At 70.1% G+C, this 23,566-nt stretch carries 24 protein-coding genes; 10 read left to right on the top strand and 14 right to left on the bottom strand.

What is annotated here, in order from left to right; translation table 11 throughout:
* Window positions 1-231 precede the first annotated feature (231 nt).
* Window positions 232-942: a transcriptional repressor LexA gene (gene lexA, locus AC21LY_RS18045; RefSeq protein ID WP_489047939.1), complete on the top strand. Its 711-nt coding sequence runs from the start codon at window positions 232-234 to the stop codon at window positions 940-942.
* On the opposite strand, the gene AC21LY_RS18040 is transcribed toward lexA, so the two are convergent.
* Together AC21LY_RS18040 and AC21LY_RS18035 are read right to left on the bottom strand one after the other, a co-directional pair.
* Window positions 926-2,077 (bottom strand): acyl-CoA dehydrogenase family protein, encoded by a 1,152-nt coding sequence (locus AC21LY_RS18040; RefSeq protein WP_489047938.1) that lies wholly within the window; start codon window positions 2,075-2,077, stop codon window positions 926-928. The genes lexA and AC21LY_RS18040 overlap by 17 nt on opposite strands.
* A complete protein-coding gene (locus AC21LY_RS18035; RefSeq protein ID WP_489047937.1) occupies window positions 2,078-3,310 on the bottom strand; it encodes an acyl-CoA dehydrogenase family protein in 1,233 nt (410 codons plus the stop codon).
* 51 nt (window positions 3,311-3,361) lie between these two features.
* Here AC21LY_RS18035 and AC21LY_RS18030 point away from each other — a divergent pair, with 51 nt between their 5' ends.
* Window positions 3,362-3,943, top strand: a complete 582-nt coding sequence (locus tag AC21LY_RS18030) for a TetR/AcrR family transcriptional regulator (protein ID WP_489047936.1) — start codon at window positions 3,362-3,364, stop codon at window positions 3,941-3,943.
* Here the strand turns inward: AC21LY_RS18030 and AC21LY_RS18025 are convergent.
* From AC21LY_RS18025 to AC21LY_RS18005, 5 genes are all read right to left on the bottom strand, one after another.
* Window positions 3,940-4,593: a DUF1345 domain-containing protein gene (locus tag AC21LY_RS18025; RefSeq protein ID WP_489047935.1), complete on the bottom strand. Its 654-nt coding sequence runs from the start codon at window positions 4,591-4,593 to the stop codon at window positions 3,940-3,942. The genes AC21LY_RS18030 and AC21LY_RS18025 overlap by 4 nt on opposite strands.
* 17 nt (window positions 4,594-4,610) lie before the next feature.
* Window positions 4,611-6,065, bottom strand: a complete 1,455-nt coding sequence (gene hflX, locus AC21LY_RS18020) for a GTPase HflX (RefSeq protein ID WP_489047934.1) — start codon at window positions 6,063-6,065, stop codon at window positions 4,611-4,613.
* A 64-nt stretch (window positions 6,066-6,129) separates the two neighbouring features.
* On the bottom strand, window positions 6,130-6,987 hold the full coding sequence (gene dapF / locus AC21LY_RS18015) for a diaminopimelate epimerase (protein ID WP_489048042.1): 858 nt from the start codon (window positions 6,985-6,987) through the stop codon (window positions 6,130-6,132).
* A gap of 31 nt (window positions 6,988-7,018) precedes the next feature.
* A complete protein-coding gene (gene miaA, locus AC21LY_RS18010; RefSeq protein WP_489047933.1) occupies window positions 7,019-7,939 on the bottom strand; it encodes a tRNA (adenosine(37)-N6)-dimethylallyltransferase MiaA in 921 nt (306 codons plus the stop codon).
* Entirely contained in the window at window positions 7,936-8,562 is a 627-nt protein-coding gene (locus AC21LY_RS18005; protein ID WP_489047932.1) for a class III extradiol ring-cleavage dioxygenase family protein, read from the bottom strand. Before AC21LY_RS18005 ends, miaA begins: the two co-directional genes overlap by 4 nt.
* Before the next feature lie 128 nt (window positions 8,563-8,690).
* Here AC21LY_RS18005 and AC21LY_RS18000 point away from each other — a divergent pair, with 128 nt between their 5' ends.
* Window positions 8,691-10,079, top strand: coding sequence for a DUF349 domain-containing protein (locus AC21LY_RS18000; protein WP_489047931.1), 1,389 nt, complete (start codon window positions 8,691-8,693; stop codon window positions 10,077-10,079).
* A gap of 10 nt (window positions 10,080-10,089) precedes the next feature.
* Here the strand turns inward: AC21LY_RS18000 and AC21LY_RS17995 are convergent, their stop codons facing one another.
* From AC21LY_RS17995 to AC21LY_RS17980, 4 genes are read right to left on the bottom strand one after another with little or no spacing between them, the layout of a single operon-like run.
* The gene (locus AC21LY_RS17995; RefSeq protein WP_489047930.1) at window positions 10,090-10,713 is read right to left on the bottom strand and encodes an Rv2732c family membrane protein; all 624 of its coding nucleotides are present in this window, start codon (window positions 10,711-10,713) and stop codon (window positions 10,090-10,092) included.
* A gap of 58 nt (window positions 10,714-10,771) precedes the next feature.
* Window positions 10,772-12,283 carry a tRNA (N6-isopentenyl adenosine(37)-C2)-methylthiotransferase MiaB gene (gene miaB, locus AC21LY_RS17990; protein ID WP_489047929.1) on the bottom strand — a complete coding sequence of 504 codons (1,512 nt, stop codon included), beginning with the start codon at window positions 12,281-12,283 and terminating at the stop codon, window positions 10,772-10,774.
* 39 nt (window positions 12,284-12,322) lie between these two features.
* The gene (locus AC21LY_RS17985) at window positions 12,323-12,856 is read right to left on the bottom strand and encodes a hypothetical protein (RefSeq protein ID WP_489047928.1); all 534 of its coding nucleotides are present in this window, start codon (window positions 12,854-12,856) and stop codon (window positions 12,323-12,325) included.
* Entirely contained in the window at window positions 12,856-13,170 is a 315-nt protein-coding gene (locus tag AC21LY_RS17980) for a hypothetical protein (RefSeq protein WP_489047927.1), read from the bottom strand. Before AC21LY_RS17980 ends, AC21LY_RS17985 begins: the two co-directional genes overlap by 1 nt.
* 153 nt (window positions 13,171-13,323) lie before the next feature.
* On the opposite strand from AC21LY_RS17980, the gene AC21LY_RS17975 reads away from it, so the two are divergent.
* Genes AC21LY_RS17975 through AC21LY_RS17955 form a run of 5 tightly spaced genes read left to right on the top strand, consistent with a single transcriptional unit; the run spans window position 13,324 to window position 17,822 of the window.
* Window positions 13,324-14,052 carry an amino acid ABC transporter ATP-binding protein gene (locus AC21LY_RS17975; protein ID WP_489048041.1) on the top strand — a complete coding sequence of 243 codons (729 nt, stop codon included), beginning with the start codon at window positions 13,324-13,326 and terminating at the stop codon, window positions 14,050-14,052.
* Window positions 14,052-15,233, top strand: coding sequence for a transporter substrate-binding domain-containing protein (locus AC21LY_RS17970; RefSeq protein WP_489047926.1), 1,182 nt, complete (start codon window positions 14,052-14,054; stop codon window positions 15,231-15,233). Before AC21LY_RS17975 ends, AC21LY_RS17970 begins: the two co-directional genes overlap by 1 nt.
* Before the next feature lie 2 nt (window positions 15,234-15,235).
* Window positions 15,236-15,910 carry an amino acid ABC transporter permease gene (locus AC21LY_RS17965; RefSeq protein WP_489048040.1) on the top strand — a complete coding sequence of 225 codons (675 nt, stop codon included), beginning with the start codon at window positions 15,236-15,238 and terminating at the stop codon, window positions 15,908-15,910.
* Window positions 15,907-16,854, top strand: a complete 948-nt coding sequence (locus tag AC21LY_RS17960; protein ID WP_489047925.1) for an amino acid ABC transporter permease — start codon at window positions 15,907-15,909, stop codon at window positions 16,852-16,854. Before AC21LY_RS17965 ends, AC21LY_RS17960 begins: the two co-directional genes overlap by 4 nt.
* Window positions 16,855-16,859: 5 nt before the next feature.
* Entirely contained in the window at window positions 16,860-17,822 is a 963-nt protein-coding gene (locus tag AC21LY_RS17955; RefSeq protein ID WP_489047924.1) for a glutamate ABC transporter substrate-binding protein, read from the top strand.
* A 3-nt stretch (window positions 17,823-17,825) separates the two neighbouring features.
* Here the strand turns inward: AC21LY_RS17955 and AC21LY_RS17950 are convergent, their stop codons facing one another.
* The 3 genes from AC21LY_RS17950 to recA all read right to left on the bottom strand — a co-directional run bounded on the left by AC21LY_RS17950 (window position 17,826) and on the right by recA (window position 19,990).
* Window positions 17,826-18,203, bottom strand: a complete 378-nt coding sequence (locus tag AC21LY_RS17950; protein ID WP_489047923.1) for a VOC family protein — start codon at window positions 18,201-18,203, stop codon at window positions 17,826-17,828.
* A gap of 137 nt (window positions 18,204-18,340) precedes the next feature.
* A complete protein-coding gene (locus tag AC21LY_RS17945) occupies window positions 18,341-18,934 on the bottom strand; it encodes a regulatory protein RecX (protein WP_489047922.1) in 594 nt (197 codons plus the stop codon).
* 6 nt (window positions 18,935-18,940) lie between these two features.
* Window positions 18,941-19,990, bottom strand: coding sequence for a recombinase RecA (gene recA, locus AC21LY_RS17940; protein ID WP_489047921.1), 1,050 nt, complete (start codon window positions 19,988-19,990; stop codon window positions 18,941-18,943).
* Window positions 19,991-20,274: 284 nt separating this feature from the next.
* Between recA and AC21LY_RS17935 the strand changes: the two genes are divergently transcribed.
* Together AC21LY_RS17935 and AC21LY_RS17930 are read left to right on the top strand one after the other, a co-directional pair.
* Window positions 20,275-20,985, top strand: a complete 711-nt coding sequence (locus tag AC21LY_RS17935; RefSeq protein WP_489047920.1) for an HAD family hydrolase — start codon at window positions 20,275-20,277, stop codon at window positions 20,983-20,985.
* A gap of 51 nt (window positions 20,986-21,036) precedes the next feature.
* The gene (locus AC21LY_RS17930) at window positions 21,037-23,550 is read left to right on the top strand and encodes a glycoside hydrolase family 65 protein (RefSeq protein ID WP_489047919.1); all 2,514 of its coding nucleotides are present in this window, start codon (window positions 21,037-21,039) and stop codon (window positions 23,548-23,550) included.
* The last annotated feature ends 16 nt before the right edge of the window (window positions 23,551-23,566 follow it).

The following is a 23,566-nucleotide window of genomic DNA, read 5'->3' as shown; positions in this document are numbered from 1 at the left end:
TTCCTTCTCGCTCACCACAGGTCTATCGGAGGGGACTGACAAGTTTTTCCATCCAGCCCCACCAGTCACACCGGAGTGCGTGCAGGTGTTCGAGAGAACTTCTGTTCGATTTCTACCACACCCCCGTGGCGAGCGGAAGACACGCGGAGAAATTTCTCGAACAGATGTTTGTCAGCACGTCCGAGCTGGACTAGAGTGGAGGCGGAACAGAACGGGCGTGAGGAGCGACACATGACAGAAGAACGACAGGTTCAGCACCGGGACAAGCGCTTCCGCGATGCGCAGGGCAACGTCTCCGAGGATCACCTCACCCGCCGCCAGAAGCAGGTCCTCGAAGTGATCCGCCGTTCCGTGCGCGAGCGCGGGTACCCGCCCAGCATCCGCGAGATCGGTGACGAGGTGGGGCTCACGTCCACGTCGTCGGTCGCCCATCAGCTCCGCACGCTGGAGCGCCTCGGCTTTCTGCACCGCGACCCGAACCGCCCCCGCGCCGTGAACGTCCAGGGCGCCGAGGAGCGCACCGCTCAGGTCATTCAGAAGGTCATGGAGGACGAGGACCGGATGCCGGAACCCGCCTTCGTCCCGGTCCTCGGGCGGATCGCCGCCGGCGGGCCGATCCTCGCCGAGGAGGCGGTCGAGGAGATCTTCCCCCTCCCCCGCGAGCTCGTGGGCGAGGGCTCGCTCTTCCTGCTCAAGGTGGTGGGCGAGTCGATGACCGATGCCGCGATCTGTGACGGTGACTGGGTGGTCGTACGGCAGCAGTCCGTGGCGGAGAACGGCGACATCGTTGCCGCGATGCTCGACGGCGAGGCCACGGTCAAGACCTTCCGCCGCACCGGGCGCGACATCTGGCTGATGCCGCACAACCCGGCGTTCGACCCGATCCACGGCAACGACGCGGTGATCCTCGGCAAGGTCGTGACGGTCATGCGCCGGATCTGACGTCCGCGTATCTGCGCAGGTGGTCCGTCGCGGAACCGAACTCGGTCTCGATCGCGGTGAGCCGCTTGAAGCAGTGACCGATCGCGAGTTCCTCCGTCATGCCCATACCACCGTGCAGTTGCACGGCGTTCTGGCCCACGAATCGCGCCGCCCGCGCGATCGTGATCTTCGCCGCGGAGACGGCCCTCCGCCGTACCTGCGGATCGGCGTCCAGGTGGAGGATCGCGAGATAGGTCGCCGCCACGGCCTGTTCGAGTTCGAGCGACATGTCCACCATGCGGTGCTGCAGCGCCTGGAACGAACCGATCGGCACACCGAACTGCCGGCGTTGTTTGGCGTACTCGACGGTCTCAGCTACCACACGCCGCATGATCCCGACCGCCTCGCTGCACACGGCGGCGGCACCGTCGTCGAGGGCGCGTTCGATCACCTCCCACGCTCCGCCCTCGGCGCCGAGCAGCGCGGCGGCCGGCACCCGGACGTCGCGCAGCACCAGGTCGCCGGTGTGGTGATCGTCGATCGTGCGGAAGTAGTGCGCGCTCATCCCGGCGGGCGGGGACTGCGGGTCGAACTCGATGAGGAAGAGTGAGAGGCCGTCGCGATCGAGTCGGTCGCCGCCGGTGCGTGCGGCCACGATCAGGTGCGTCGCCAGGGGCAGGTCGGCGACCACGATCTTCGCCCCGGACAGGAGGTAGCCGTCACCGTCGGATAGCGCCCGCATCCGGACGTCCCAGCTCTCGCGTCCCGACTCGGGTTCGGTCAGGGCGAAGGCGATCCGCGCGCCGCCCTCGGCGATGGACGCCAGCAGCCCGTCGGCGACCGGGCCGCCCGATTCGCGGAGCAGGGCGGCACCCACGACGGCGGTGCCGATGTACGGCTCGACCACGAGCGCTCCGCCGAGCGCCTCGGCGATCACCATCATCTCCTCGGGCCCGCCGCCCAGCCCGCCCAGTGATTCGGGCACCAGCGCGGCGAGAATGCCCAGCTCGGAGGCGAAGGCCTCCCAGACGGACGGCTGCCAGCGCTCCGCCGAGCGCGCGGCGCTCCGCGACGGCGCCAGCGGATAGCGTCCGGCGAGGTAGGACCGCACGGCGTCGCGCAGCATCGTCTGTTCGTCGGTGAGTGTGAAGTCCATCTACAGCCCCAATACCGCTTTCGCCAGGATGTTCCGTTGGATCTCGTTGGAGCCCGCGTAGATCGAGCCCGCACGATCGTTGAAATAGCGCAGCGGCGCCACGGCCTGCCACGGGTCACCGCTGTGCGCGCCGTCGGCCGGCGGGAGGTAGTCGACCACGGGTCCGCCCGGGCGGGTGACGTGCGGCTGGTAGACCCGGCCGCGCGGGCCCGCGCTGAGGTGGATGAACTCCGTGACCGCCTGGCTCAGTTCGGTTCCCAGGATCTTGAGCATCGATGCCGCCGGCCCGGGATTGCCCCCGGCGGCGAGCACGGCGAGCGAGCGGTGCTCGAGGATCTCCAGCACGTCCACGCGCGCCTGCAGCTCGGCCAGCCGCAGCCGGAAGTCGTCGTCCTCGGACAGGGGGCGGCCCGCCCGGCCCGGCACCGTCGCCGCCCGTTCGGCGAGACGGTCGAGCGACACCTGCAGCCACGGCGCCGATGCGCCGCCGCCGCGCTCGAACTCGAGGAGGTACTTCGCGACGGTCCAGCCGTCGTCGATCCTGCCGAGCACGTTGGCCTTCGGCACCCGCACGTGGTCGAAGAAGACGACGTTCTGCACCTCCTCGCCGGAGGCCATGACCAGCGGCTGGATCTCGATGCCGGGCGCCGTCATGTCCACCAGCAGGAAGGTGATGCCCTGCTGCTTGCGCTCCTGCTTCGACGTGCGGACCAGGGCGAACATCCAGTTCGCCTCCCGCGCGTGGGTGGTCCAGATCTTCGAACCGGTCAGGACCAGATCGTCCCCGTCGGACTCGGCACGCATCGACAGCGACGCCAGGTCCGATCCCGACTCGGGCTCGGAGTAGCCCTGACAGAAGAAGACCGAGGCGTCGAGGATGCCGGGCAGGAAGAACCGCTTCTGCTCCTCCGTCCCGAACCGGATGATCGCGTGCGCCACCATCCGGATCCCCATCGGCGAGAGGAACGGTGCGCCGGCCAGCACGGACTCCCGAGCGAAGATGTAGTGCTGCGCGACTGTCCAGTCGCAGCCGCCCCATTCCACGGGCCACGCGGGCGCCGCCCAGCCGCGCTCGTGCAGGATCGCCTGCCAGGCCAGGCTCGCCTCGTGCTCGGAGTAGACACTGGTGGCGAGGTCGCCGGCGGCGCGCAGATCGTCGGTGAGGTGCGTGTCCAGGAACTGCCGCACCTCCTCGCGGAACGCCTCCTCCGCCGCTGTGAACGTCACGTCCATCCGGGTCCTCCGCTCGTTGACACCCTCGCACTGGCGAGACAAAATACGAGTATGTCTCATCCGGAGCACGGCGACAAGCAGATCGAGGTGATCCGCCGCGCCGCGCACTGGTTCCGCGCGGGGCGGCGGATCGATCTGGGACAGCTGGCGAAGGCGAGCGGCGTCGGCAGGGCCACGCTCTACCGGTGGTTCGACGGGCGGGAACAGGTGGTCGGAGAGGCCATCTGGCTCGGCATCGCGCAGGCGATCACCCGGGTCGAGGCCGACGAGCCGAGTCGCGATCGCGCCGCCTTCCTGCGGTCCTTCACCCGCCTGGCGCACGAGGTCCGGGAGTATCCGCCGCTCGCCGCGTTCGCCGCCGACGAACCGGAGTTCGCCATGCGAGTGCTGCAGTCCGGCGGCAGCGTCGTCCAGGCCCGGCTCGTCACGTGGGTGCAGGGCTGGCTCGGTGACCTCGCCGTTCCCCCGCCCGACGGTGCCCACGGCGTCACGCGTGCGGACCTCGCGTACGCGATCGTGCGGCTCGCCGAGTCCTTCCTGTGGTCCGACATGATCATCGGCACCCCGCCCCAGCCCGACAAGGCCGCCGCGCTCGTGGAACTGCTCCTCGACGGCGCGACCGGCTCGGGCTAACCGGAGACGATGCCCACGACCAGGTTGATCGCGGTCGCGAGAATGAGCGTCCCGAAGACGTACGAGAGCAGGCAGTGCCGCAGTACCACGCTGCGGATCGCCGGCGAGGAGACCGAGGTGTCCGACACCTGGTAGGTCATCCCCAGGTTGTAGCTGAAGTAGAAGAAGTCCCGGTACGTGGGTGCCGCCGGACCGTTCCAGTCGATCCCGCCCGCCTCGTCACCGGGGTCGCCGTAGTACTGGGCCGCGTACTGCGTCGAATAGGTCAGGTGCAGGGCGGCCCACACCGCGAACGCCGCGAACAGCGCGGCCGCCGCGCCGGCGTCCCGATGCCCCGACTTGCCCGTGATGAGCAGCGCCACGATCGCGACCAGGCCGCTCAGCGCGATCACCGCGACCACGACCTCCGCGACGCGCGGGCGGAAGTTCTCCCGCTGCACCGTGGCCCGGGTCGACGCGGCATCGAGGGGCCACAGGATCGCCCATCCCATCGCGACGAAGGCCGCCGCAGCAGCGCCGATCCCGACGAGGACGCCGAGGGTGCCGTCCACGAACGCGCCGACGAGGCCGCCCACGACGAGCCCGAGGAGCAGCGCGAGCGCCGCGCGCGCCACCACGGACAGGAGGGGCGTGGTCACCGGTGCACTCATGCGACGATTGTGCGCTCCTAGACCCCGTACTGCGCCAGCAGCCCCGCCAGCGCCCCCGGCACGCGCGCGGTGATCCTCGTCCCCTCGGCCACGTGGTCGGCGTCCAGGATCGTGCCCTCGGCGTGGATCCGGGCGACCAGGTCGCCTCGGTCGTACGGCAGGAGCGCCGTGACCTCGAGGTCTCCGACGGTGATCAGCTGCGTCATCCGCTCGAGCAGCTCGTCGACGCCCTCGCCGGAGTGCGCCGAGACGAAGACCGCCTCCGGCAGCGCGACCCGCAGCTGGGCGAGGACCACCGGGTCGGCGGCGTCGATCTTGTTGACCACCAGCAGCTCCCGCGGCAGGGACGCCTCCCGCTCCCCCGCGACCTCGCGGAGCACCTCGCGCACCGCGTCGATCTGGCGCTGCGGCATCACGTCGCTGCCGTCCACGACGTGCAGCAGGAGATCCGCGTCGACGACCTCCTCCAGCGTCGACCGGAAGGCCTCGACGAGCTGGGTGGGCAGGTGCCGCACGAAACCGACGGTGTCGGTGAGAACCACGTCGCGACCGTCGGTCAGGGTGCCCTGCCGGGTGGTCGGATCGAGCGTGGCGAAGAGCGCGTTCTGCACCAGCACACCGGCGTCGGTGAGCGCGTTGAGCAGGCTCGACTTCCCCGCGTTCGTGTACCCGGCGATGGCCACCGCGGGCACGCCGGATCGGCGGCGCGCGCCGCGCTTGGTGTCGCGGGCCTGCTTCATGCCCTTGATCTCGCGGCGCAGTTTCGCCATCCGCTCACGGATCCGCCGGCGGTCGGTCTCGATCTTCGTCTCACCGGGGCCGCGCAGGCCCACGCCGCCGTTGCTGCCGGCGCGACCGCCGGCCTGCCGCGAGAGGGCCTCGCCCCAGCCGCGCAGCCGGGGCAGCATGTACTCCATCTGCGCGAGGCTGACCTGCGCCTTGCCCTCGCGGGAGGTGGCGTGCTGCGCGAAGATGTCGAGGATGAGGGCGGTGCGGTCGATCACCTTGACCTTCACCACCTTCTCCAGCGCGTTCAGCTGGGCGGGGGTGAGCTCACCGTCGCAGATCACGGTGTCGGCGCCGGTCGCCAGGACGATCTCCCGCAGCTCGTGCGCCTTGCCCGAGCCGATGTAGGTGGCGGGATCCGGCCGGTCGCGACGCTGGATCACGCCGTCGAGCACCGCCGAACCGGCCGTCTCGGCCAGGGCCTTGAGCTCGGCGAGCGAGGCGTCGGCCTGCGCGGCGGAGCCGGTGGTCCACACCCCGACCAGCACGACCTGTTCGAGCCGCAGCTGGCGGTACTCGACCTCGGTGACGTCCTCGAGTTCGGTGGAGAGGCCGACGACGCGGCGGAGCGAGGAGCGCTCCTGGAGCTGGAGTTCACCGATGGTGGGCGCCGGGAGCGGAGCGAGCGGGCCCGGTGCGTTCGGCTGATGCGGATCCGTCGGTTCCCAGGTATCTGTCTGTGTCATATGCGACCCATTCTCGCACGTCGCGGCGCTGCGGGTCACGCGAGTTTTCTCGTGGCGAAACCGCTCAGAGCGCGGAGAGGCGCGCGGTGCCGGAGGCGACGATGCGGCTGGGGCCGCGGAGCACGGCACCGTCGGCGCCGACGGTGACGGTGACCACCCCGCCCGGCACGTGCACGTCGACCGTGCCGGTCTCCAGGCCGGCGGAGCGCAGCGCGGCGACCGCGGCGGCGACGGTGCCGGTCCCGCAGGACCGCGTCTCGCCGGAGCCGCGCTCGTGCACGCGCATGTGCACCGCACCGTCGACGAGCGGGGTCAGGACCTCGACGTTCGTGCCGTGCGGGAAGAGCCCGCGGTCGAAGGTCGGTGCGCTCGCCACGTCGAGCGCGGCGAGATCCTGCGCGGTAAGGCCCGGCACGACGCACGCGATGTGCGGATTGCCGACGTCGACCGCGATGCCGGCGAGATCGCGCCCGTCGACGCCCGCGGACGAGGTGCCGAAGACCCGCGGGACGCCCATGGACACGGAGACCTCGGCGGTCTCGGGATCGGCGTGGTGCACCCGGACGGGCTTGGCGCCGGCGCGGGAGCCGACCGTGAACTCCTCGCCCGCGACCAGCGCGGACGCGGCCAGGAAGTGCGCGAAGACGCGAACACCGTTACCGCACATCTCGGCGATCGACCCGTCCGAGTTGCGGTAGTCCATGAACCAGTCCTCGCGGCGCACGCCGTCGGGCAGCGCGTCGAGGACGCCCGCGTCGAGCAGATCCCCCGCGCGAGCGACGCGGAGCACCCCGTCGGCACCGATCCCGGCACGACGATCGCACAGCGCGGCCACCAGCTCCGGCGTGAGGTCGAGGTCGACGCCCGGATCCGGCAGGATCACGAAGTCGTTCTCCGTACCGTGGCCCTTGAGGAAGTCCACCGCCGTCACCTGAGCCTTCATACCGGCCAGTCTACGGGCGCCACGCCGGGGCGGCGTGCGCGGCGAGCGCCGCGCCGACGAGACCGGGGGCGGCACCGTCGAGCCAGACGACGCGCGGGTCGCGCCGGAACCAGGAGCGCTGCCGCCGGACGTACCGGCGCGTGCCGATGAAGGTCAGCTCCCGGGCCTGCTCGAGGTCGTACTCCCCGTCGAAGGCCGCGAGGACCTGCGCGTACCCGATCGCGCGCGAGGCGGTCACGCCCTCGCGGAGGCCGCGCGCCTCGAGGGCGCGGACCTCGTCGGCGAGGCCGGAGTCGAACATCAGGCGCGTACGCAGCGCGATCCGGGCGTCGAGCTCCGCGGTCTCGCGGTCGACGGCGACGATCGCGGTGTCCCAGCGCGCCGGGCCGATGCCGGGCGCCGACGCGGCGAAGGGCTCGCCGGTGATCGTCACGACCTCGAGCGCCCGGACGATGCGCCGGCCGTCGGTGGTCAGGATCTTCGCGCCGGCCGCGGGGTCGAGGGCGGCGAGCTCGCGGTGCAGGGCGAGCGGGCCGATCTCGGCGAGTCGCTCCTCGAACCGGGCGCGCACGTCGGGATCGGTCGCGGGGAAGCGCCACTCGTCGAGCAGGGCCTGGAAGTACATCATCGAGCCGCCGACGATGACCGGGGTCCGCCCGGCGGCGAGCAACGACTCGACATCGGCGCGGGCCCGCTCCTGGTAGGCGGCGACGGTGGCGGTCTCGGTGACCTCGAGGACGTCGAGCTGGTGGTGCGGGATGCCGCGGCGCTCGGCGACCGGGAGCTTCGCGGTGCCGATGTCCATGCCGCGGTACATCTGCATCGCGTCGATGTTGACGATCTCGCCACCGAGCCGCTCGGCGAGATCGAGCGCGAGGTCGGACTTACCGGTCGCGGTGGGCCCGACGACGGCGATGGGACGGACGGTCACGGCGCTCCCGCGGTCGCCACGAGGTACCCGACGCCGAACGGGGCGTCGCGGTACAGCACGTCGACGGGGCCGCCCGCGCAGGCCGCGGCGGCCGCGCGCCAGGCGTCGTCGAGCCCGTCCGCCGGACCGCCCGCGGAGACGGCGGCGACCTGGGCGTCGAAGACGGCGACGTCCTCGGGCCGGTGTCCGCCGGGCGCGCGGGCGGTAAGGGTGTTCGGGCCGTCGAGAACGAAAAGCAGCCCCTCGGCCTCGTCGTCACCGTCGACGAGGCGGACCGACGGCGCAGCGGCGCCTCGCACCCAGGCTGCGACCAGCAGCGGGACCGGCCAGGCGGCGCTGGGCGGCAGGTCGTTCGACGGTGCTCCCGGCCCCGTCGTCACGATCACGTCCGCTCCGAAACCGGCGAAGGTGCCGGCGGCGGCACCGTCGGGCCTGGTCAGCGGGACGGGCGCGACGACACGCCAGGTGCGCGCCCGCGCCCCGAGCCAGGTGCCCGCGGCGAGCACCGCTTCCCGGACGCGGTCGGCGTCGGGGTCGCCCGGGGCGCCCACCAGCTCGGGAACGAGCAGCGGGGCGCCGGGGATCACGGCGACGGGCCGGTGGTCGGACGGAGACGGGTGCACGAGAAGAACGCTAATCGATCGCGCCAGGGAGCCCGCGGAGTGCTTGAATGGATCCGGGTCCGTGCCGTTGCGCGGGTCCGTGACGACCGGCAGCCGTGACGCGCGGCGCAGACGAAGGGGAGACCGAAGTGGCCGAGAACGACCCGATCGCCGAGAGCACGCCGATCGAGGGCGCCGCACCGAAGCCCGTCCCGGGCGCGCGGCCCGGCCCCAAGCCGCATCCCGGCCCCCGGCCCGGTGTGCCGCGGCCGCAGACTCCCGCCGCGGCGGCCCACACCCCGCCCCGAGCCCGGCCCGCCTCCGATCCGACCAAGCACGGCCGGGTCGACGACGACGGCACCGTCTACGTCATCACCTCCGGCGGCGAGCGCGCCGTCGGCTCGTGGCAGGCCGGTGAGGGCGCCGAGGGCCTCGCGCACTACGGCCGCAAGTACGACGAGCTCGCCACCGAGGTCGAGGTGCTCGAGGAGCGCCTGGCGAGCGGCACCAGCGACCCGAAGAAGGTCCGGACGGCGGCCCAGCAGATCGCGGACGCGCTGCCCACCGCGGCGGTCGTGGGCGACCTCGACGCCCTCGCCGCGCGTGTCGGTGCGCTGCTGACCGGCGCGGACACCGCCATCGTGACGGCGCAGGCGGACCGCGAGCGCAGCCGCTCGGAGGGCATCGCCCGCAAGGAGGCGCTCGCCGCGGAGGCCGAGCAGATCGCGGCAGAGGCGACCCAGTGGAAGACCGCGGGTGACCGGATGCGCGCGCTGCTCGACGAGTGGAAGACGATCAAGGGCGTCGACCGCAAGACCGACGATGCGCTGTGGAAGCGCTACTCCAAGGCCCGCGATGCCTTCAACAAGCGCCGCGGCGCGCACTTCGCCGAACTCGACCGCGAGCGCGCCGGCGCGAAGGCGCGCAAGGAGGAGCTGATCGCCGAGGCGGAGAAGCTCAAGGACGACACCTCATGGGGCGAGACCTCGGCGAAGTTCCGGGATCTGCTCGCGAAGTGGAAGGCCGCCGGCCGCGCCCCGCGCGACACCGATGACGCGCTGTGGGCCCGGTTCAAGGGCATCCAGGACGAGTTCTTCGCCGCCCGCAACGCGGCGGCCGGCGAGCGGGACGCCGAGTTCGCCGAGAACGGCAGGGCCAAGCAGGCGCTGCTCGACGAGTACACCCCGCGCATCGACTCCGCGCAGAGCCTCGCGGCGCAGAAGACGGCGCTGCGGGAGCTGCAGGACAAGTGGGAGGCGATCGGCAAGGTCCCGCGCGAGCAGATGGGCTCACTGGAGGCCGGGATCCGCGCGCTGGAGAAGAAGGTCAAGGCCGCGGACGAGACCCAGTGGCGCCGCACCGACCCGGAGGCCGCCGCGCGCGCCGCGCAGTTCCGCGACCGCGTCGCGCAGTTCGAGGAGCAGGCCGAGAAGGCCGAGGCCGCGGGCAAGACCAAGGACGCCGTGCGGCTGCGCGAGCAGGCGCAGCAGTGGCGCGAGTGGGCGGACGCGGCCGAGGGCGCGATCGAGCACCGGTAGCCGCGTCGACCTACTCGTCGGTGGGGCGGTGCGGGCGCTGCGGCTGGTTGCCGATCCGGTGGGACCGCGCGAAATCGTCCCACTGCGAGGCCGCGTCGCGGCGGTCCTGCTCGGCGGCGAGTTGGAAGGGCGTGCGCGCCCAGATCGTCTTGATCCACACGACCGCCAGCACGATCATCGCGAGCCAGCCCAGGTAGAGGCCGACCCCGGCACCCGTGGGCGGCTCGCCGTGCAGGCCGGTCGTCTGCCGCGACCACACCGACAGCAGCCCGAAGACGAAGGCGACACCGCAGCCCGCGCCCGCGATCACGGACAGGGCCCAGCGGCGGGTCAGCAGCGCCGCACCGGAGGCGAGGACGCCGAACAACACCTCGAGCCAGACGAAGATCTTCGAGACGATGACCAGTGAGCTGCCGTTGATGCGCGGATCGCCGGTGACGATCTCGATGCCGGTGACCGAGCCCGTGTGCGGGAGGGCGAGCGAGCCGATGACCGCGACCACCGCGATCGCCGCCACCAGGATGCGCGGGCCGACCTGGAACTCTCCGGCGAGCTTGCGCTCGACCGACTCGACCTGCGTGCGCAGGCTCTCCAGATCTTCGGCGCTCCGGGGGTTCTCGCTGTCGGCGTTCATGGCCTCCATTGTCCACCCCGCGGGCGGGGTTGTCTCCTACAGGTCGTCGTAGGTCCGGTCAGCAGGTCGAGCACCCCGTCGGCGCGGGTGCGGAGGCCGCCTCCGGGCGCCCCACGGGCGGCAGGCCCAGGCCCACCCCGACGGGAGCCGTGACCGGCGTGATCGACGCCTCGACGTTGTCGCCCGCGCGAGTCCTGCGGTGGCGGAGGACGCCACCGTCGGCGACGAGATGGTGCGGCGCGGCGCCGGTGATCTCCACCTCGACGACGTCGCCGGGCCGGATGCCATCGCCGCCGGCGAAGTGCACGAGCCGGCCGTCGCGCGCGCGGCCCGACATGCGCTTGGTCTCGGCGTCCTTGCGGCCCTCGCCGAGCGCGACGAGCAGTTCGACGGTGCGCCCGACCTGCTTCTGGTTCTCCTCGAGCGTGATCCGCTCCTGCAGGGCGATGAGCCGGTCGTACCGCTCCTGCACGACCTTCTTCGGCAGCTGCTCCGGCAGGTCCGCCGCGGGCGTGCCGGGCCGGATCGAGTACTGGAAGGTGAAGGCGCTGGAGAACCGCGCCTTCTCGACCACGTCGAGGGTGGCCTGGAAGTCCTCCTCGGTCTCGCCCGGGAAGCCGACGATGATGTCGGTGGTGATCGCGGCGTGCGGGATCTTCGCACGGACGCGATCGAGGATGCCCAGGAACTTGGCGCTGCGGTAACTGCGGCGCATCTCCTTGAGCACCCGGTCGGAGCCCGACTGCAGGGGCATGTGCAGCTGCGGGCAGATGTTCGGGGTCTCCGCCATGGCGTCGATGACGTCGTCGGTGAACTCCGCCGGGTGCGGGCTGGTGAACCGCACCCGCTCGAGGCCCTCGATCCGACCGCACGCGCGCAACAGGTCGGCGAAGGCGCCCCGGTCCCGCGGCAGCTCGGGATCGGCGAAGTTCACGCCGTAGGCGTTGACGTTCTGGCCGAGCAGCGTGACCTCCGAGACGCCCTGGTCGACGAGGGCCTGCACCTCGGCGAGGATGTCGCCCGGCCGGCGGTCGACCTCCTTGCCGCGCAGGCTCGGCACGATGCAGAAGGTGCAGGTGTTGTTGCAGCCGACCGAGATGGAGACCCATCCCGCGTAGGCGCTCTCCCGGCGGGCGGGCAGCGTCGACGGGAAGGCGTCGAGCGCCTCCTTGATCTCGACCTCGGCCTTGCGGTTGTGCCGCGCGCGCTCGAGCAGGGCCGGGAGCGATCCGATGTTGTGGGTGCCGAAGACGACGTCGACCCACGGCGCCTTCTTGACGACGGTGCCGCGGTCCTTCTGCGCGAGGCAGCCGCCGACGGCGATCTGCATGCCCGGCCGCTCCTTCTTCACCGGCGCGAGGTGACTGAGGTTGCCGTAGAGCTTGTTGTCGGCGTTCTCCCGGACCGCGCAGGTGTTGAAGACCACCAGATCCGCCTGCTCGCCGCCGTCCGCACGCACGTAGCCGGCGTCCTCGAGCAGACCCGAGAGACGCTCGGAATCGTGCACGTTCATCTGACACCCGTAGGTGCGGACCTCGTACGTTCGGACGGTAGGGGCGGCTTCGATCACCTCACCAGGGTATCGAGGGTATGCAAATCGCCGCGATCTCTATCGCCTCTTGGCGATCTTGGCTCCACCGACCGCAAGTCCGAGGAACCGCTGATAACTGCCCTCCTTCTCGGAGTACAGCGCGTCGGCGAGGGCGACGGCCTGGCGCGCATCGTCCACGGACGTCAGTGCGGACGCCTTGTCGATCTCGAACAGGTCGTCGTAGTCGGCCTGATGACGCCGATCCTGGAGATCCACGAACAGCTGCCCCACCCGCCCGAGCCGCTCATCCACTACGCCCAACGCGATTCCGAGCGCCCCGCCCCCACCGACACCCGTCGCTGCCTTGGCAAGCGCCGCGAGATCGGTGTGCGTCATCCACCGCGCAACAGCCGCATGCGTGTCGGTCCAGCGGCCGTCTCCGAGAAGTCTCTGCACTGTGTGCTGCGTCAGCCTGTGGAACACCGCGTAGTAGGCCGTGCTCGTCGACCGGCGCAGCGCGACCGTCCGGGGTCTGCCTCGACCGTCATCGCGGCCCGCCAGTTCATCCGCGAGCGTCAGCAACTCCTCGCTCTGGATGAAGCGCCGCGCCATCAGTGCTTGCCGCCATCGGCGACCGGTGGTGCGTCGTCCGCAGTGCGGTACGGCTCGTAGACGACACGCACCTGACCACTCGCCCCGAACACCGCATCGGCGATCCTTCGCGCCGCGACACGGATCCGCCAGAACTCTTCCCGATCCCACCCGTCGTCCGCGTCGTCGGCTTCGAGCCGGACGGACACCAGGACAGCGTCACCGTCGGGGTCCGAGTCGTCCCGCGCGACGACCTCCCGCGGCACGAGTCGTTCGCCTCCGAGCGGAAGTATCTCGCGCTCAAGGGCCAACTGCTGCTCCGCGGTGACGACCATGCCGCCAGTATGACACCGACCGAGACGGGCACACTCGCGGTGACTTCACAGATTTCCGGTACCAATCCGCCCGAGTTAACGCGGGCGAAACGCAGGAACTCCTAGGCTCGGATAATGACCAGTCCCGTGAACGAGCCCACAGGTGCCGCTCCGATGATCGAGATCGATGCAGTGGAGAAGCACTTCGGCGACCTCCATGTGCTCAAGAACATCAACCTCACCGTCCCCAAGGGACAGGTCGTCGTGATGCTCGGCCCCTCGGGCTCGGGCAAGTCGACCCTGTGCCGCACGATCAACCGGCTCGAGCCCATCGACTCGGGTTCGATCAAGATCGACGGTGCCCTGCTGCCCGAGGAGGGGCGCGGGCTCGCGAACCTGCGCGCCGAGGTCGGCATGGTCTTCCAATCGTTCAACCTCTTCGCGCACAAGACCATCCTCGACAACGTGACCCTCGGTCCGATCAAGGTGCGCAAGAAGAACAAGGCCGAGGCCGAGAAGCGCGCGCTCGAGCTGCTCGACCGGGTGGGCATCGTCGCCCAGAAGGACAAGTACCCGGCGCAGCTCTCCGGTGGGCAGCAGCAGCGCGTCGCCATCGCCCGCGCTCTCGCCATGGATCCCAAGGTCATGCTCTTCGACGAGCCGACCTCGGCGCTCGACCCGGAGATGGTCAACGAGGTGCTCGACGTGATGGTCGGCCTCGCCAAGGACGGCATGACGATGGTCTGTGTGACCCACGAGATGGGCTTCGCCCGCAAGGCCGCCGACCGCATCCTCTTCTTGGCGGACGGTGAGGTCGTCGAGGACACCGATCCCGAGTCCTTCTTCACCGCACCGAAATCGAACCGCGCCAAGGACTTCCTCGGCAAGATCCTGGGGCACTGATGACGTCACCGCAGAGCACCCGAACCCGGCGGTGGCGCGGCCTCTTCGCCGCGCTGGCCGCCACCGTGGTCACCGTCCCCCTGCTCTCCGCGTGCGGTACGGACACCCCGCGCAGCCTGCTCGATTCGATCCGGAACGGCAGCGTCGTCCTCGGCACGAAATACGATCAGCCGGGCCTCGCCAACCGCAACCCGGACAAGTCGCACAGCGGCTCGGACGTGGACGTCTCCGAGTTCGTGGTCAAGCAGATCGCCAAGAACAACGGCTGGGCCGAGCCGAAGATCACGTGGAAGGAGACCCCGTCCGCGTTGCGCGAGCGCATGATCGAGAACGGCGAGGTCGACATGATCGCGGCCACCTACTCGATCACCGCCGCCCGCCTCAAGAAGGTCGACTTCGCCGGACCGTACCTGACCACCTACCAGGCGCTGCTGGTCAGCAAGAAGAGCGCGAACCCGATCCGGAACCTCGAGGATCTCAACTCGGGCCGCAGGCTGTGCTCGGTGTCGGGCTCGTCGTCGGCGATCAACGTCAAGGCGGCTCTGCCGAACGTGCAGCTGCAGCAGTACGACGGCTACGCCTCGTGCGTCGAGGGCGTGCGCCGCGGCGTGATCGACGCGCTGACCACCGACGCGACGATCCTCGCCGGCTTCCAGGCGAAGTACCCCGGTGAATTCGACATCGTGCCCATGAACTACCCGAAGGACACCACGCTGCCGAACGGTACGGAGAAGAAGAAGGGCGATCCGTTCTCGGTGGAGCGGTACGGCATCGGCATCCGGAAGAAGGACAGCGCCTCGCTCCGTGAGGCGAATCGCGCGCTGCGGCAGATGATGCTCGGCGACGCGGGCGCGGCGACGTACGACGCCGAGGCGGCCCCCGCCTCGCCCACCTGCGTGGTTCCGTCGGACGTGGTCGCGAAGTTCACCGGGCTGACCTACGCCCACCCCGACAACGCGCTCTTCCAGGCGCTGCGCACGAACCTCGGCGACTACGCCACCACCATGATCGACCAGGGACGCCCCGTCGACGGCGGTAAGCCGAAGGCCACCCTCGTGGCGCTCCCCGGGGACCAGACGTGGTTGCTCCCGAAGGCGATCCCGTTGAAGGGGCCGGACAATAAGACGGTGACGGTGCCGCAGACCGATCCGCAGACGTGGTGCGCGAAGGCAGGTGCGTGAGTATGTGGCAAGACCTCGGGCCACAGCTGTGGCCGGCGTTCTGGGTGACCATCAAGCTCACCTTCTTCTCCGCGATCGGTGCGACGATCTGGGGCACGGTCCTCGCGGGCATGCGCGTCTCCCCCGTGCCGGCGATGCGGGTGTTCGGCACCTCGTACGTCAACATCGTCCGCAACACGCCGCTGACGCTGATCATCCTGTTCCTCTCGCTCGGCCTCTACCAGAACATGGGCTTCGCCCTGGCCGCGAACAACGCGAACTTCACCGCGAACAACAACTTCTGGCTCGCGGTGGTCGGCTTCGTCGCCTACACGGCCACCTTCGTCTGCGAGACGCTGCGGTCGGGCTTCAACACCGTGCCGCTGGGCCAGGCCGAGGCGGCGCGCTCGCTGGGCCTGTCGTTCATGCAGGTCTTCAAGCTCATCGTGCTGCCGCAGGCCGGCCGCGCGGTGATCGCGCCGATGGGCAGCGTGCTCATCGCGCTGACGAAGAACACCACGATCGCGTCGATCATCGGCGTCGGTGAGGCGGCCCTGCTGATGAAGGAACAGCTCGAATTGCACAGCGACCAGCTGATCCCGATCTTCATCGTCTTCGCGGCGTGCTTCATGGTGATCACACTCCTCGAGGGAGCCGTCTTCGGCTACTTCGCCAAGCGACTGGCGGTGAAGCGATGAGCAGCAAGTCCACCTCGACCGTCCTCTACGACGCGCCGGGTCCCAAGGCCCGGGTGCGCAACAACATCATCGCCGTCGCCTTCATCGTGGTGCTGGTGGCCCTGTTCGCCTGCGTGATCACGGCATTCGCCGGCAACGGCCAGTTCGATCAGGAGAAGCTCGAGCCCTTCGTCGACAAGAACTACTGGGGGACGTACATCCTCCCGGGCCTGTGGGGCACCTTCAAGGCCGCATTGGCCTCGATCGTCCTCGCGATGATCATGGGCGCCCTCCTCGGCATCGGTCGCCTGTCCGACCACCGCTCGGTGCGCTGGGCGACGGGCGCGATCGTCGAGTTCTTCCGTGCGATCCCCGTGCTGATCCTGATCTACTTCCTGTACATCGTCTTCGGCGTCTACAAGGTGTTCACCTCGGACTACATCGCCTTCTTCGCGGTGGTCTTCGGCCTCACCCTGTACAACGGCTCGGTGATCGCGGAGATCCTGCGCTCCGGCATCAACTCGCTGCCGAACGGCCAGTTCGAGGCGGCCAAGGCCCTGGGCCTGCGCAAGTCGCAGACCATGCGCCTGATCCTCCTCCCGCAGGCCGTGGCCGCGATGCTGCCCGCCCTGATCTCGCAGATGGTGATCGCGCTCAAGGACAGCGCCCTGGGCTACCAGATCGGCTACATCGAGGTCGTGAAGTCCGGCATCCAGGCGGGCAACGAGTGGGGCAACGTGATCCCCTCGCTCATCGTGGTGGCCGTCATCATGATCCTGATCAACTTCGGCCTGTCGGCGCTGGCATCGAACATCGAGAAGAACCTGCGCGAGGGCCGCAAGAAGAAGCTGATCATCGACGCTCCGCAACCGCTTCCCGAGCCCGGGCTGATGACCAAGGAGGTGCTGGAGACGACCCGCCCGGACCCGAAACACAAGGATCTGCGGCAGGACTACGGCGACTGACCGCCGTGTTCCCCTCGTCCCGCGCGGGCGCGGCCCTGGCACTGATCACGGTGCTCACGGCCGCGCTCTGCGCGTGCTCGGGGCCGTCGCCGCGGAACCTGCTGCGGTCGATCGACGACGGTGCCGTCCTCATCGGTGTCAAGGTCGATCAGCCCGGGCTCGGGCTGCGCGGGCCCGACGGTGATCTCTCCGGGTTCGACGCGGACGTGGCCCGGTACGTGGTGCGGACGGTGGCCGCGGCCCGCGGCAAGGCCGAGCCGAAGATCACCTGGCGGGAGACTCCGACCTCGCAGCGCGAACAACTCATCGACAACGGCGAGGTGGACGCGGTGGTGGCGTCCTATTCGATCGACGGCCCCCGCGCGAGCGAGGTCGGCTTCGCCGGTCCCTACCTGGTGACCCGGCAGGGCCTCCTGGTGCGGCGTGACGAGTCGGCGATCAGTACGGTCTCCGATCTCGCGCGGGACCGGAGCCTGTGCTCGGTGACGGGCTCGACCTCTGCGCGCGCGGTGAAGGCGATGCTGCCGGGGGTGCGGCTGACGGAGTTCGACACCTACTCCGCCTGCGTCGACGCCCTCGCTCGTAAGAGCGTCGACGCGGTCACCACGGACGAGGTGATCCTGGCCGGATTCGTCGCCCAGCGCCCGTCGGCGTTCCGGCTGGTCGATATGACGGTGCCCAAGGACAAGTGCGTCGACGGGAAGCTGCGGACCGCGGGCTCGCCCTTCGCCGTCGAGCGCTACGGCATCGGTCTGGGGAAGGACGACACCGCGGCCCGCGACGCCGTCAACGCCGCACTACGGCAGATGCTCGAGACCGGCGAGTGGGAGAAATCGCTGCGTCGCGCCGTCGGCGACGCCGAGGCCACGCGCACCCTCGAGCGGGACGGGGGTGCGGCCGAGGCTCTCGCCCGGATCGGCGACCTCACCTTCCTCGCCACGACGGGCTCGCCCTGCACCGCACGGTGATCCTCACAGGTACGGGCGGGTGAGCAGCTCGATGCCGTGGCCGGCGGGATCGAAGACGTAGACGCCGCGGCCTCCGTGCCCGTGGTTGATCTCGCCGCGCCGCTCCCAGAACGGGTCCGCGGCGTGATCGATCCCGCGATCGCAGATCAGCGCGTACGCGCGGTCGAAGTGGTCGTCGTCCACGAGGAACGCGTAGTGCTGCATCTGGATCTCGTCCACGGGAGGTTCCGCGAACTGGAGCAGAACTCCGCCGTCGATGAGCAGGTTGGTGAACGGTCCCCAGGACGGGGCGTCGCTCGCCTCGAGCAGGTCGCGATAGAACGCAGCGGATGCGGCGCGATCGTTCGCCGCGATGATGGTGTGGTTGAAGCGTGCGGGCATGGAATCTCCTTCGGGTTCGGAATCGGGGTATGAGCGCCTGATTTCCGAACGGCGGAGACCGCGCCGTCAACCGTTCGCCGGATCGCCCGTCCGTGTGTGGCCCGAGGCCGTTCCGGCAGTCATGTCACCGACGATACCTAGTGGTGCTCCGTCTTCGCACGTACGGCGTCGAGGACGACGGACAGGGCGAGCGACGGGTGGTAGCCGCGGCGACCCAGCATCCCGACGAGCCGCTTCGTGAGCTTGTCGCGCTCCGTGCGGTCCTCCGGGATCTCCACGCGGGCGAGCTTGCGCTCGACCAGCTCGACGGCACGGTCGCGTTCGTCCTCGCGACTGACCGTGTCGAGAGCTGCGGCGGCCTCCGACTCCCCTACGCCCTTCGTCCGCAGCTCCTGCGCCAGGGCGCGCCGGCCCCGGCCCGAGAACTCGTGCCGGGACTGGACCCAGCGCTGCGCGAATGCGGCATCGTCGATGAGGCCGGCGGCGACGAACTTGTCGAGCATCCGCTCGGTGAGCTCCTCGTCGAAGCCGCGCCTGGCGAGCTTGGCCCGCAGCTCGGCACGCGAATGATCCCGCATGCCGAGCGCGCGGTAGATCAGGTCCCGGGCCAGCGCTTCGCGCTTCGCCGGATCCTGCTCGACCTGCTGCTGAGGTTCCGCGTCACCGTCGCGCGGCCGGCGGCCACGCCGACGACTCCGCGAGACGACCTCGTCGTCCGCGTAGTCGGCCATCGCGGACTAGAAGTCGACGGGCGCCGGGGCGATCTCGTCGGCGTCCGCCGTCACATCGGCCCCCACGCCGAGCTTCTCCTTGATCCGCTTCTCGATCTCGTCGCGGACGTCCGGATTCTCGAGCAGGTACTTGCGGGCGTTCTCCTTGCCCTGGCCCAGCTGGTCACCGTCGTAGGTGTACCAGGAGCCGGACTTGCGGATGAAGCCCTCGGCCACGCCCATGTCGATGATGGAGCCCTCGCGGCTGATGCCCTGGCCGTAGATGATGTCGAACTCGGCCTGCTTGAAGGGCGGCGAGACCTTGTTCTTGACGACCTTCACCCGGGTGCGGTTGCCGACGGCGTCCGAGCCGTCCTTGAGGGTCTCGATACGCCGCACGTCCAGACGGACCGACGAGTAGAACTTCAGCGCCTTACCGCCCGTGGTGGTCTCGGGCGAGCCGAACATGACGCCGATCTTCTCGCGCAGCTGGTTGATGAAGATGGCGGTGGTGCCCGAGTTGTTGAGCGCGCCCGTCATCTTGCGGAGCGCCTGGCTCATGAGGCGGGCCTGCAGGCCGACGTGGCTATCGCCCATCTCGCCCTCGATCTCGGCCTTGGGGACCAGCGCGGCCACCGAGTCGATGACGATGATGTCGAGAGCGCCGGAACGGATCAGCATGTCCGCGATCTCCAGCGCCTGCTCGCCCGTATCCGGCTGGGAGACGAGCAGCGCATCGGTATCGACACCCAGCTTGGCGGCGTAATCGGGATCGAGCGCGTGCTCCGCGTCGATGAACGCGGCGATGCCGCCGTTGGCCTGCGCCTCCGCGACGGCGTGCAGCGCCACCGTGGTCTTACCCGAGGACTCCGGGCCGTAGATCTCGATGACGCGGCCACGCGGGAGGCCGCCGATGCCGAGCGCCACGTCCAGCGCGATGGAGCCGGTGGGGATCACCGCGATGGGCTGGCGCACCTCGTCCCCGAGGCGCATGACCGAGCCCTTGCCGTAGTTCTTGTCGATCTGTGCGAGCGCCAGCTCGAGGGCCTTATCGCGATCCGCGGGTGCAGGTGCCATGGGACTCTCCGTCCTTGAAGGCCGGGACTGGGAAGAGCCGCCGGCGCTGGGTTCTACTGTTGCTACGGACGCTAGAGGGACCCACTGACAAGTTTTCGCACCCGCGGTCGGGCGCGCTCTCACCGGCTCACTTTCACGTCGAACACCGTCGACTATAGGCGAACCTGCGTTCGAAACGGGTATCGAACGCGCGACACGCCGCAACGGTCGATCCGGGGCCCGCGCTCCCCCGATGCCTGCGCGACATCGCCCGCGCGCCGCCGCGCTGCCCTAGTCTGGCGTCCGTGGACTGGAACGATTACGACGCCGCACTCTTCGACCTCGACGGGGTCCTCACCCCCACCGCCGACGTGCACATGCGGGCCTGGGACCGGCTGTTCAACGACTACCTCGCCGCCCGGGGCATCGCCGAGAAGTACACCGACGCGGACTACTTCGCCTACGTCGACGGCAAGCCCCGGTACGACGGGGTGCGCTCGTTCCTCGCTGCCCGGGGCATCACGCTGGCCGAGGGCACGCCGGACGACTCCCCGGACGCCGAGACCGTCTGCGGACTCGGCAACCGGAAGAACGCGGAGTTCACCCGCATCCTCAGCACGGACGGCGTCCAGGCCTACCCGGGCTCGGTCCGCCTGCTCGACGCGCTCGCCGAGCGGGGCACCGGGGTCGCCGTGGTCTCCTCGTCGCGCAACGCCCCCGCGGTGCTCGCCGCCGCGGGACTGGCGGACCGGTTCACCATCGTGATCGACGGCGCGCTGGCGGCCCGCGAGGGCCTGCCGGGCAAGCCCGCACCCGACACCTTCCTCGCGGCGGCCGAGCGGCTGGGCGTCCCGAAGGACCGCGCCGTGGTCCTCGAGGACGCCACGTCGGGGGTGGCGGCCGGCCGGGCCGGTGACTTCGGGCTGGTCGTGGGCGTCGACCGCGGGGTGGGTGCCGACGCCCTCGAGGCCGCCGGGGCCGACATCGTGGTGACCGATCTCGAGCAGATGATCTGACGGACACCGCGGAACCGCTCGATGCGGCCCGGAAGCGGTTAACCTCGTGCAGTGACTACGCAGAACCCGGTCGACGCGACCACTGCTCTCGACCGCACCCGCTTTCCCGTCGACGAGTGGCGGCTGACCGAGGACTGGTACAGCCCCGACGACCTCGGGGTCACCGAAACGGTCTTCGCCGTCGGTAACGGCTACCTGGGCATGCGCGGCAACGTCGAGGAGGGGCGCGAGACCCACGCGCACGGCACGTACATCAACGGCTTCCACGAGACCTGGCCCATCCGGCACGCCGAGGAGGCGTTCGGATTCGCCCGGGTGGGGCAGACCATCGTCAACGTCCCGGACGCCAAGACCATCAAGCTCTACATCGACGACGAGCCGCTGCTGCTGTCGGTGGCCGACCTCGAGACCTACAGCCGCACGCTGGACTTCGCCGACGGCGTCCTCACGCGGGACCTGATCTGGCGCACCCCGTCGGGGAAGAAGGTCCGGGTGACCAGCCGCCGGATGGTCTCCCTGACGCAGCGTCACCTGGCGGTCATGACCTTCGAAGTGACGATGCTCTCGGGCGACGCGCCGATCGCGATCTCCTCGCAGGTGCTCAACCGGCAGGACGGGCGCGACGAGTACTACGTGCGCGCGGCCGCGATGGGCGAGGGCGTGGACCCGCGCAGGGCCAGCGACTTCTCCGAGCGCGTGCTCGAGCCGCAGGAGCACTCGGCGGACCACGACCGGATCGTCCTGGGCTACCGGACGGCGTCGTCGGGCATGACGCTCGCGGTGGCCGTCGATCACACCATCGAGACCGAGAACTCCTACGAGGAACTCGACCGCGCGGAACCGGACCGGGCGAAGAAGATCTACCGCATCGTCGCGCGCGAGGGCGTCCCCATCCGCATCACGAAGGCGGTCGCCTACCACACGTCGCGCGGGGTCCCCGTCCGCGAGCTGATCGACCGCTGCGACCGGACCCTGACCCGGCTGCGCGACCACGGCGTCGAGTCGGCCTTCACCGAACAGCGCGCCTGGCTCGAGAAGTTCTGGGCCGATTCCGACGTCGAGGTGACCGGGCAGCCCGCCGTGCAGCAGGCGATCCGGTGGAACCTCTTCCAGCTGGCGCAGGCGACCGCGCGGGTCGGCCAGGGCGGCGTTCCCGCGAAGGGCGTGACGGGGTCCGGCTACGAGGGCCACTTCTTCTGGGACAGCGAGATCTACGTGATGCCCTTCCTCACGTACACCGCTCCGCACGCCGCCCGCGGCCTCATGCGCTTCCGCTACCAGATGCTCCCGACGGCCCGCCAGCGGGCGCGCGACCTCGCGCAGCGCGGCGCTCTGTACCCGTGGCGCACCATCAACGGCGAGGAGGCGTCCGCCTACTACGCCGCCGGCACCGCGCAGTACCACATCGACGCCGACGTCACGTACGCCCTGGTCAAGTACGTCCACGCGTCGGGTGACGTGGACTTCATGGTGCACGAGGGCATCGACGTCCTGGTCGAGACGGCGCGCATGTGGGCCGATCTCGGATTCTGGCTGCACAGCGGCAACGGCGGCGAGAGCCAGTACCACATCCACGGTGTGACCGGCCCCGACGAGTACACGACCGTCGTCAACAACAACCTGTTCACCAACGTCATGGCGAAGGCGAACCTCCGCGACGCCGCGTACTGGACCCGGTACATCGCCGACCACGATCCGCAGGCCTACCAGCGGATGGTCGACCGGCTGGACCTGCTCCCCGAGGAGGTCGAGGAGTGGGCGCACATCGCCCGCGGCATCTACATCCCGTACGACCCGCGACTCAAGGTGCACCCGCAGGACCAGCACTTCCTCGAGCGCGAGGTATGGGATCTCGCGGCCACGCCCCCCGACAAGCACCCCCTGCTGCTGCACTACCACCCGCTGGTGATCTACCGGTTCCAGGTGCTCAAGCAGGCCGACGTCGTGGCCGCGCTGTTCCTGCAGAACGACGAGTTCACCGCCGAGGAGAAGCTCGCCGACTTCGAGTACTACGACCCGATCACCACCGGCGACTCGTCGCTCTCGGCCGTGGTCCAGTCGATCATCGCCGCGGAGGTCGGCTACCTCGATCTGGCCCGGGACTACTTCCTCGCGAGCCTGTTCGTGGACATGGCCGACCTGCACCGCAACGCCTCCGACGGGGTGCACGTCGCGTCCGCGGGCGGCGTCTGGAACAGCCTCGTCTACGGCTTCGGCGGCATGCGCGACAACGGCGGCGACATCTCCTTCGACCCGCGTCTTCCCGCCGACTGGGAGTCGCTCACCTGGCGGATCCGCCTCCGCGACACCCGGCTGACGGTGACCCTGACGCGCGACGAGATCGCCTTCGAGATCACCGACGGCGAGGCGGACGCCCTCGAGGTGTACGTCCGCGGCACCCCGGTGCGCATCGCGCGGCACAGCCGGACGACGGTGCCGCTGGCGCACCAGGGCCACCAGGTCGAGCGCAAGCTCGGCCGCCTGCCCGTGGTCTCCGGGTCCGACCAGCACGAGATGCTCTACACCACCGGCGTCCCCGATCCCTACCGCCGGGGCAGGCGGTAGGAGCCGGCCGGCACCG

This window comes from Tsukamurella sp. II2bb, from assembly GCF_057815145.1.
Note: the sequence above shows the minus strand (reverse complement) of the source record. Positions and strands in the feature narration are given on the sequence as shown.

Coding starts and splice junctions, on each gene's coding strand:
- AC21LY_RS17965 (WP_489048040.1), top strand. CDS start 15,236: ATGTGGCAAGACCTCGGGCCACAGCTGTGGCCGGCGTTCTGGGTGACC.
- AC21LY_RS17985 (WP_489047928.1), bottom strand. CDS start 12,856: ATGGCGCGGCGCTTCATCCAGAGCGAGGAGTTGCTGACGCTCGCGGAT.
- AC21LY_RS17960 (WP_489047925.1), top strand. CDS start 15,907: ATGAGCAGCAAGTCCACCTCGACCGTCCTCTACGACGCGCCGGGTCCC.
- AC21LY_RS18040 (WP_489047938.1), bottom strand. CDS start 2,077: ATGGACTTCACACTCACCGACGAACAGACGATGCTGCGCGACGCCGTG.
- AC21LY_RS18030 (WP_489047936.1), top strand. CDS start 3,362: ATGTCTCATCCGGAGCACGGCGACAAGCAGATCGAGGTGATCCGCCGC.
- recA (WP_489047921.1), bottom strand. CDS start 19,990: ATGGCACCTGCACCCGCGGATCGCGATAAGGCCCTCGAGCTGGCGCTC.
- hflX (WP_489047934.1), bottom strand. CDS start 6,065: ATGACACAGACAGATACCTGGGAACCGACGGATCCGCATCAGCCGAAC.
- AC21LY_RS17945 (WP_489047922.1), bottom strand. CDS start 18,934: ATGGCCGACTACGCGGACGACGAGGTCGTCTCGCGGAGTCGTCGGCGT.
- AC21LY_RS17950 (WP_489047923.1), bottom strand. CDS start 18,203: ATGCCCGCACGCTTCAACCACACCATCATCGCGGCGAACGATCGCGCC.
- AC21LY_RS17995 (WP_489047930.1), bottom strand. CDS start 10,713: ATGAACGCCGACAGCGAGAACCCCCGGAGCGCCGAAGATCTGGAGAGC.
- AC21LY_RS18025 (WP_489047935.1), bottom strand. CDS start 4,593: ATGAGTGCACCGGTGACCACGCCCCTCCTGTCCGTGGTGGCGCGCGCG.
- AC21LY_RS17975 (WP_489048041.1), top strand. CDS start 13,324: ATGATCGAGATCGATGCAGTGGAGAAGCACTTCGGCGACCTCCATGTG.
- AC21LY_RS17970 (WP_489047926.1), top strand. CDS start 14,052: ATGACGTCACCGCAGAGCACCCGAACCCGGCGGTGGCGCGGCCTCTTC.
- AC21LY_RS17980 (WP_489047927.1), bottom strand. CDS start 13,170: ATGGTCGTCACCGCGGAGCAGCAGTTGGCCCTTGAGCGCGAGATACTT.
- lexA (WP_489047939.1), top strand. CDS start 232: ATGACAGAAGAACGACAGGTTCAGCACCGGGACAAGCGCTTCCGCGAT.
- AC21LY_RS18035 (WP_489047937.1), bottom strand. CDS start 3,310: ATGGACGTGACGTTCACAGCGGCGGAGGAGGCGTTCCGCGAGGAGGTG.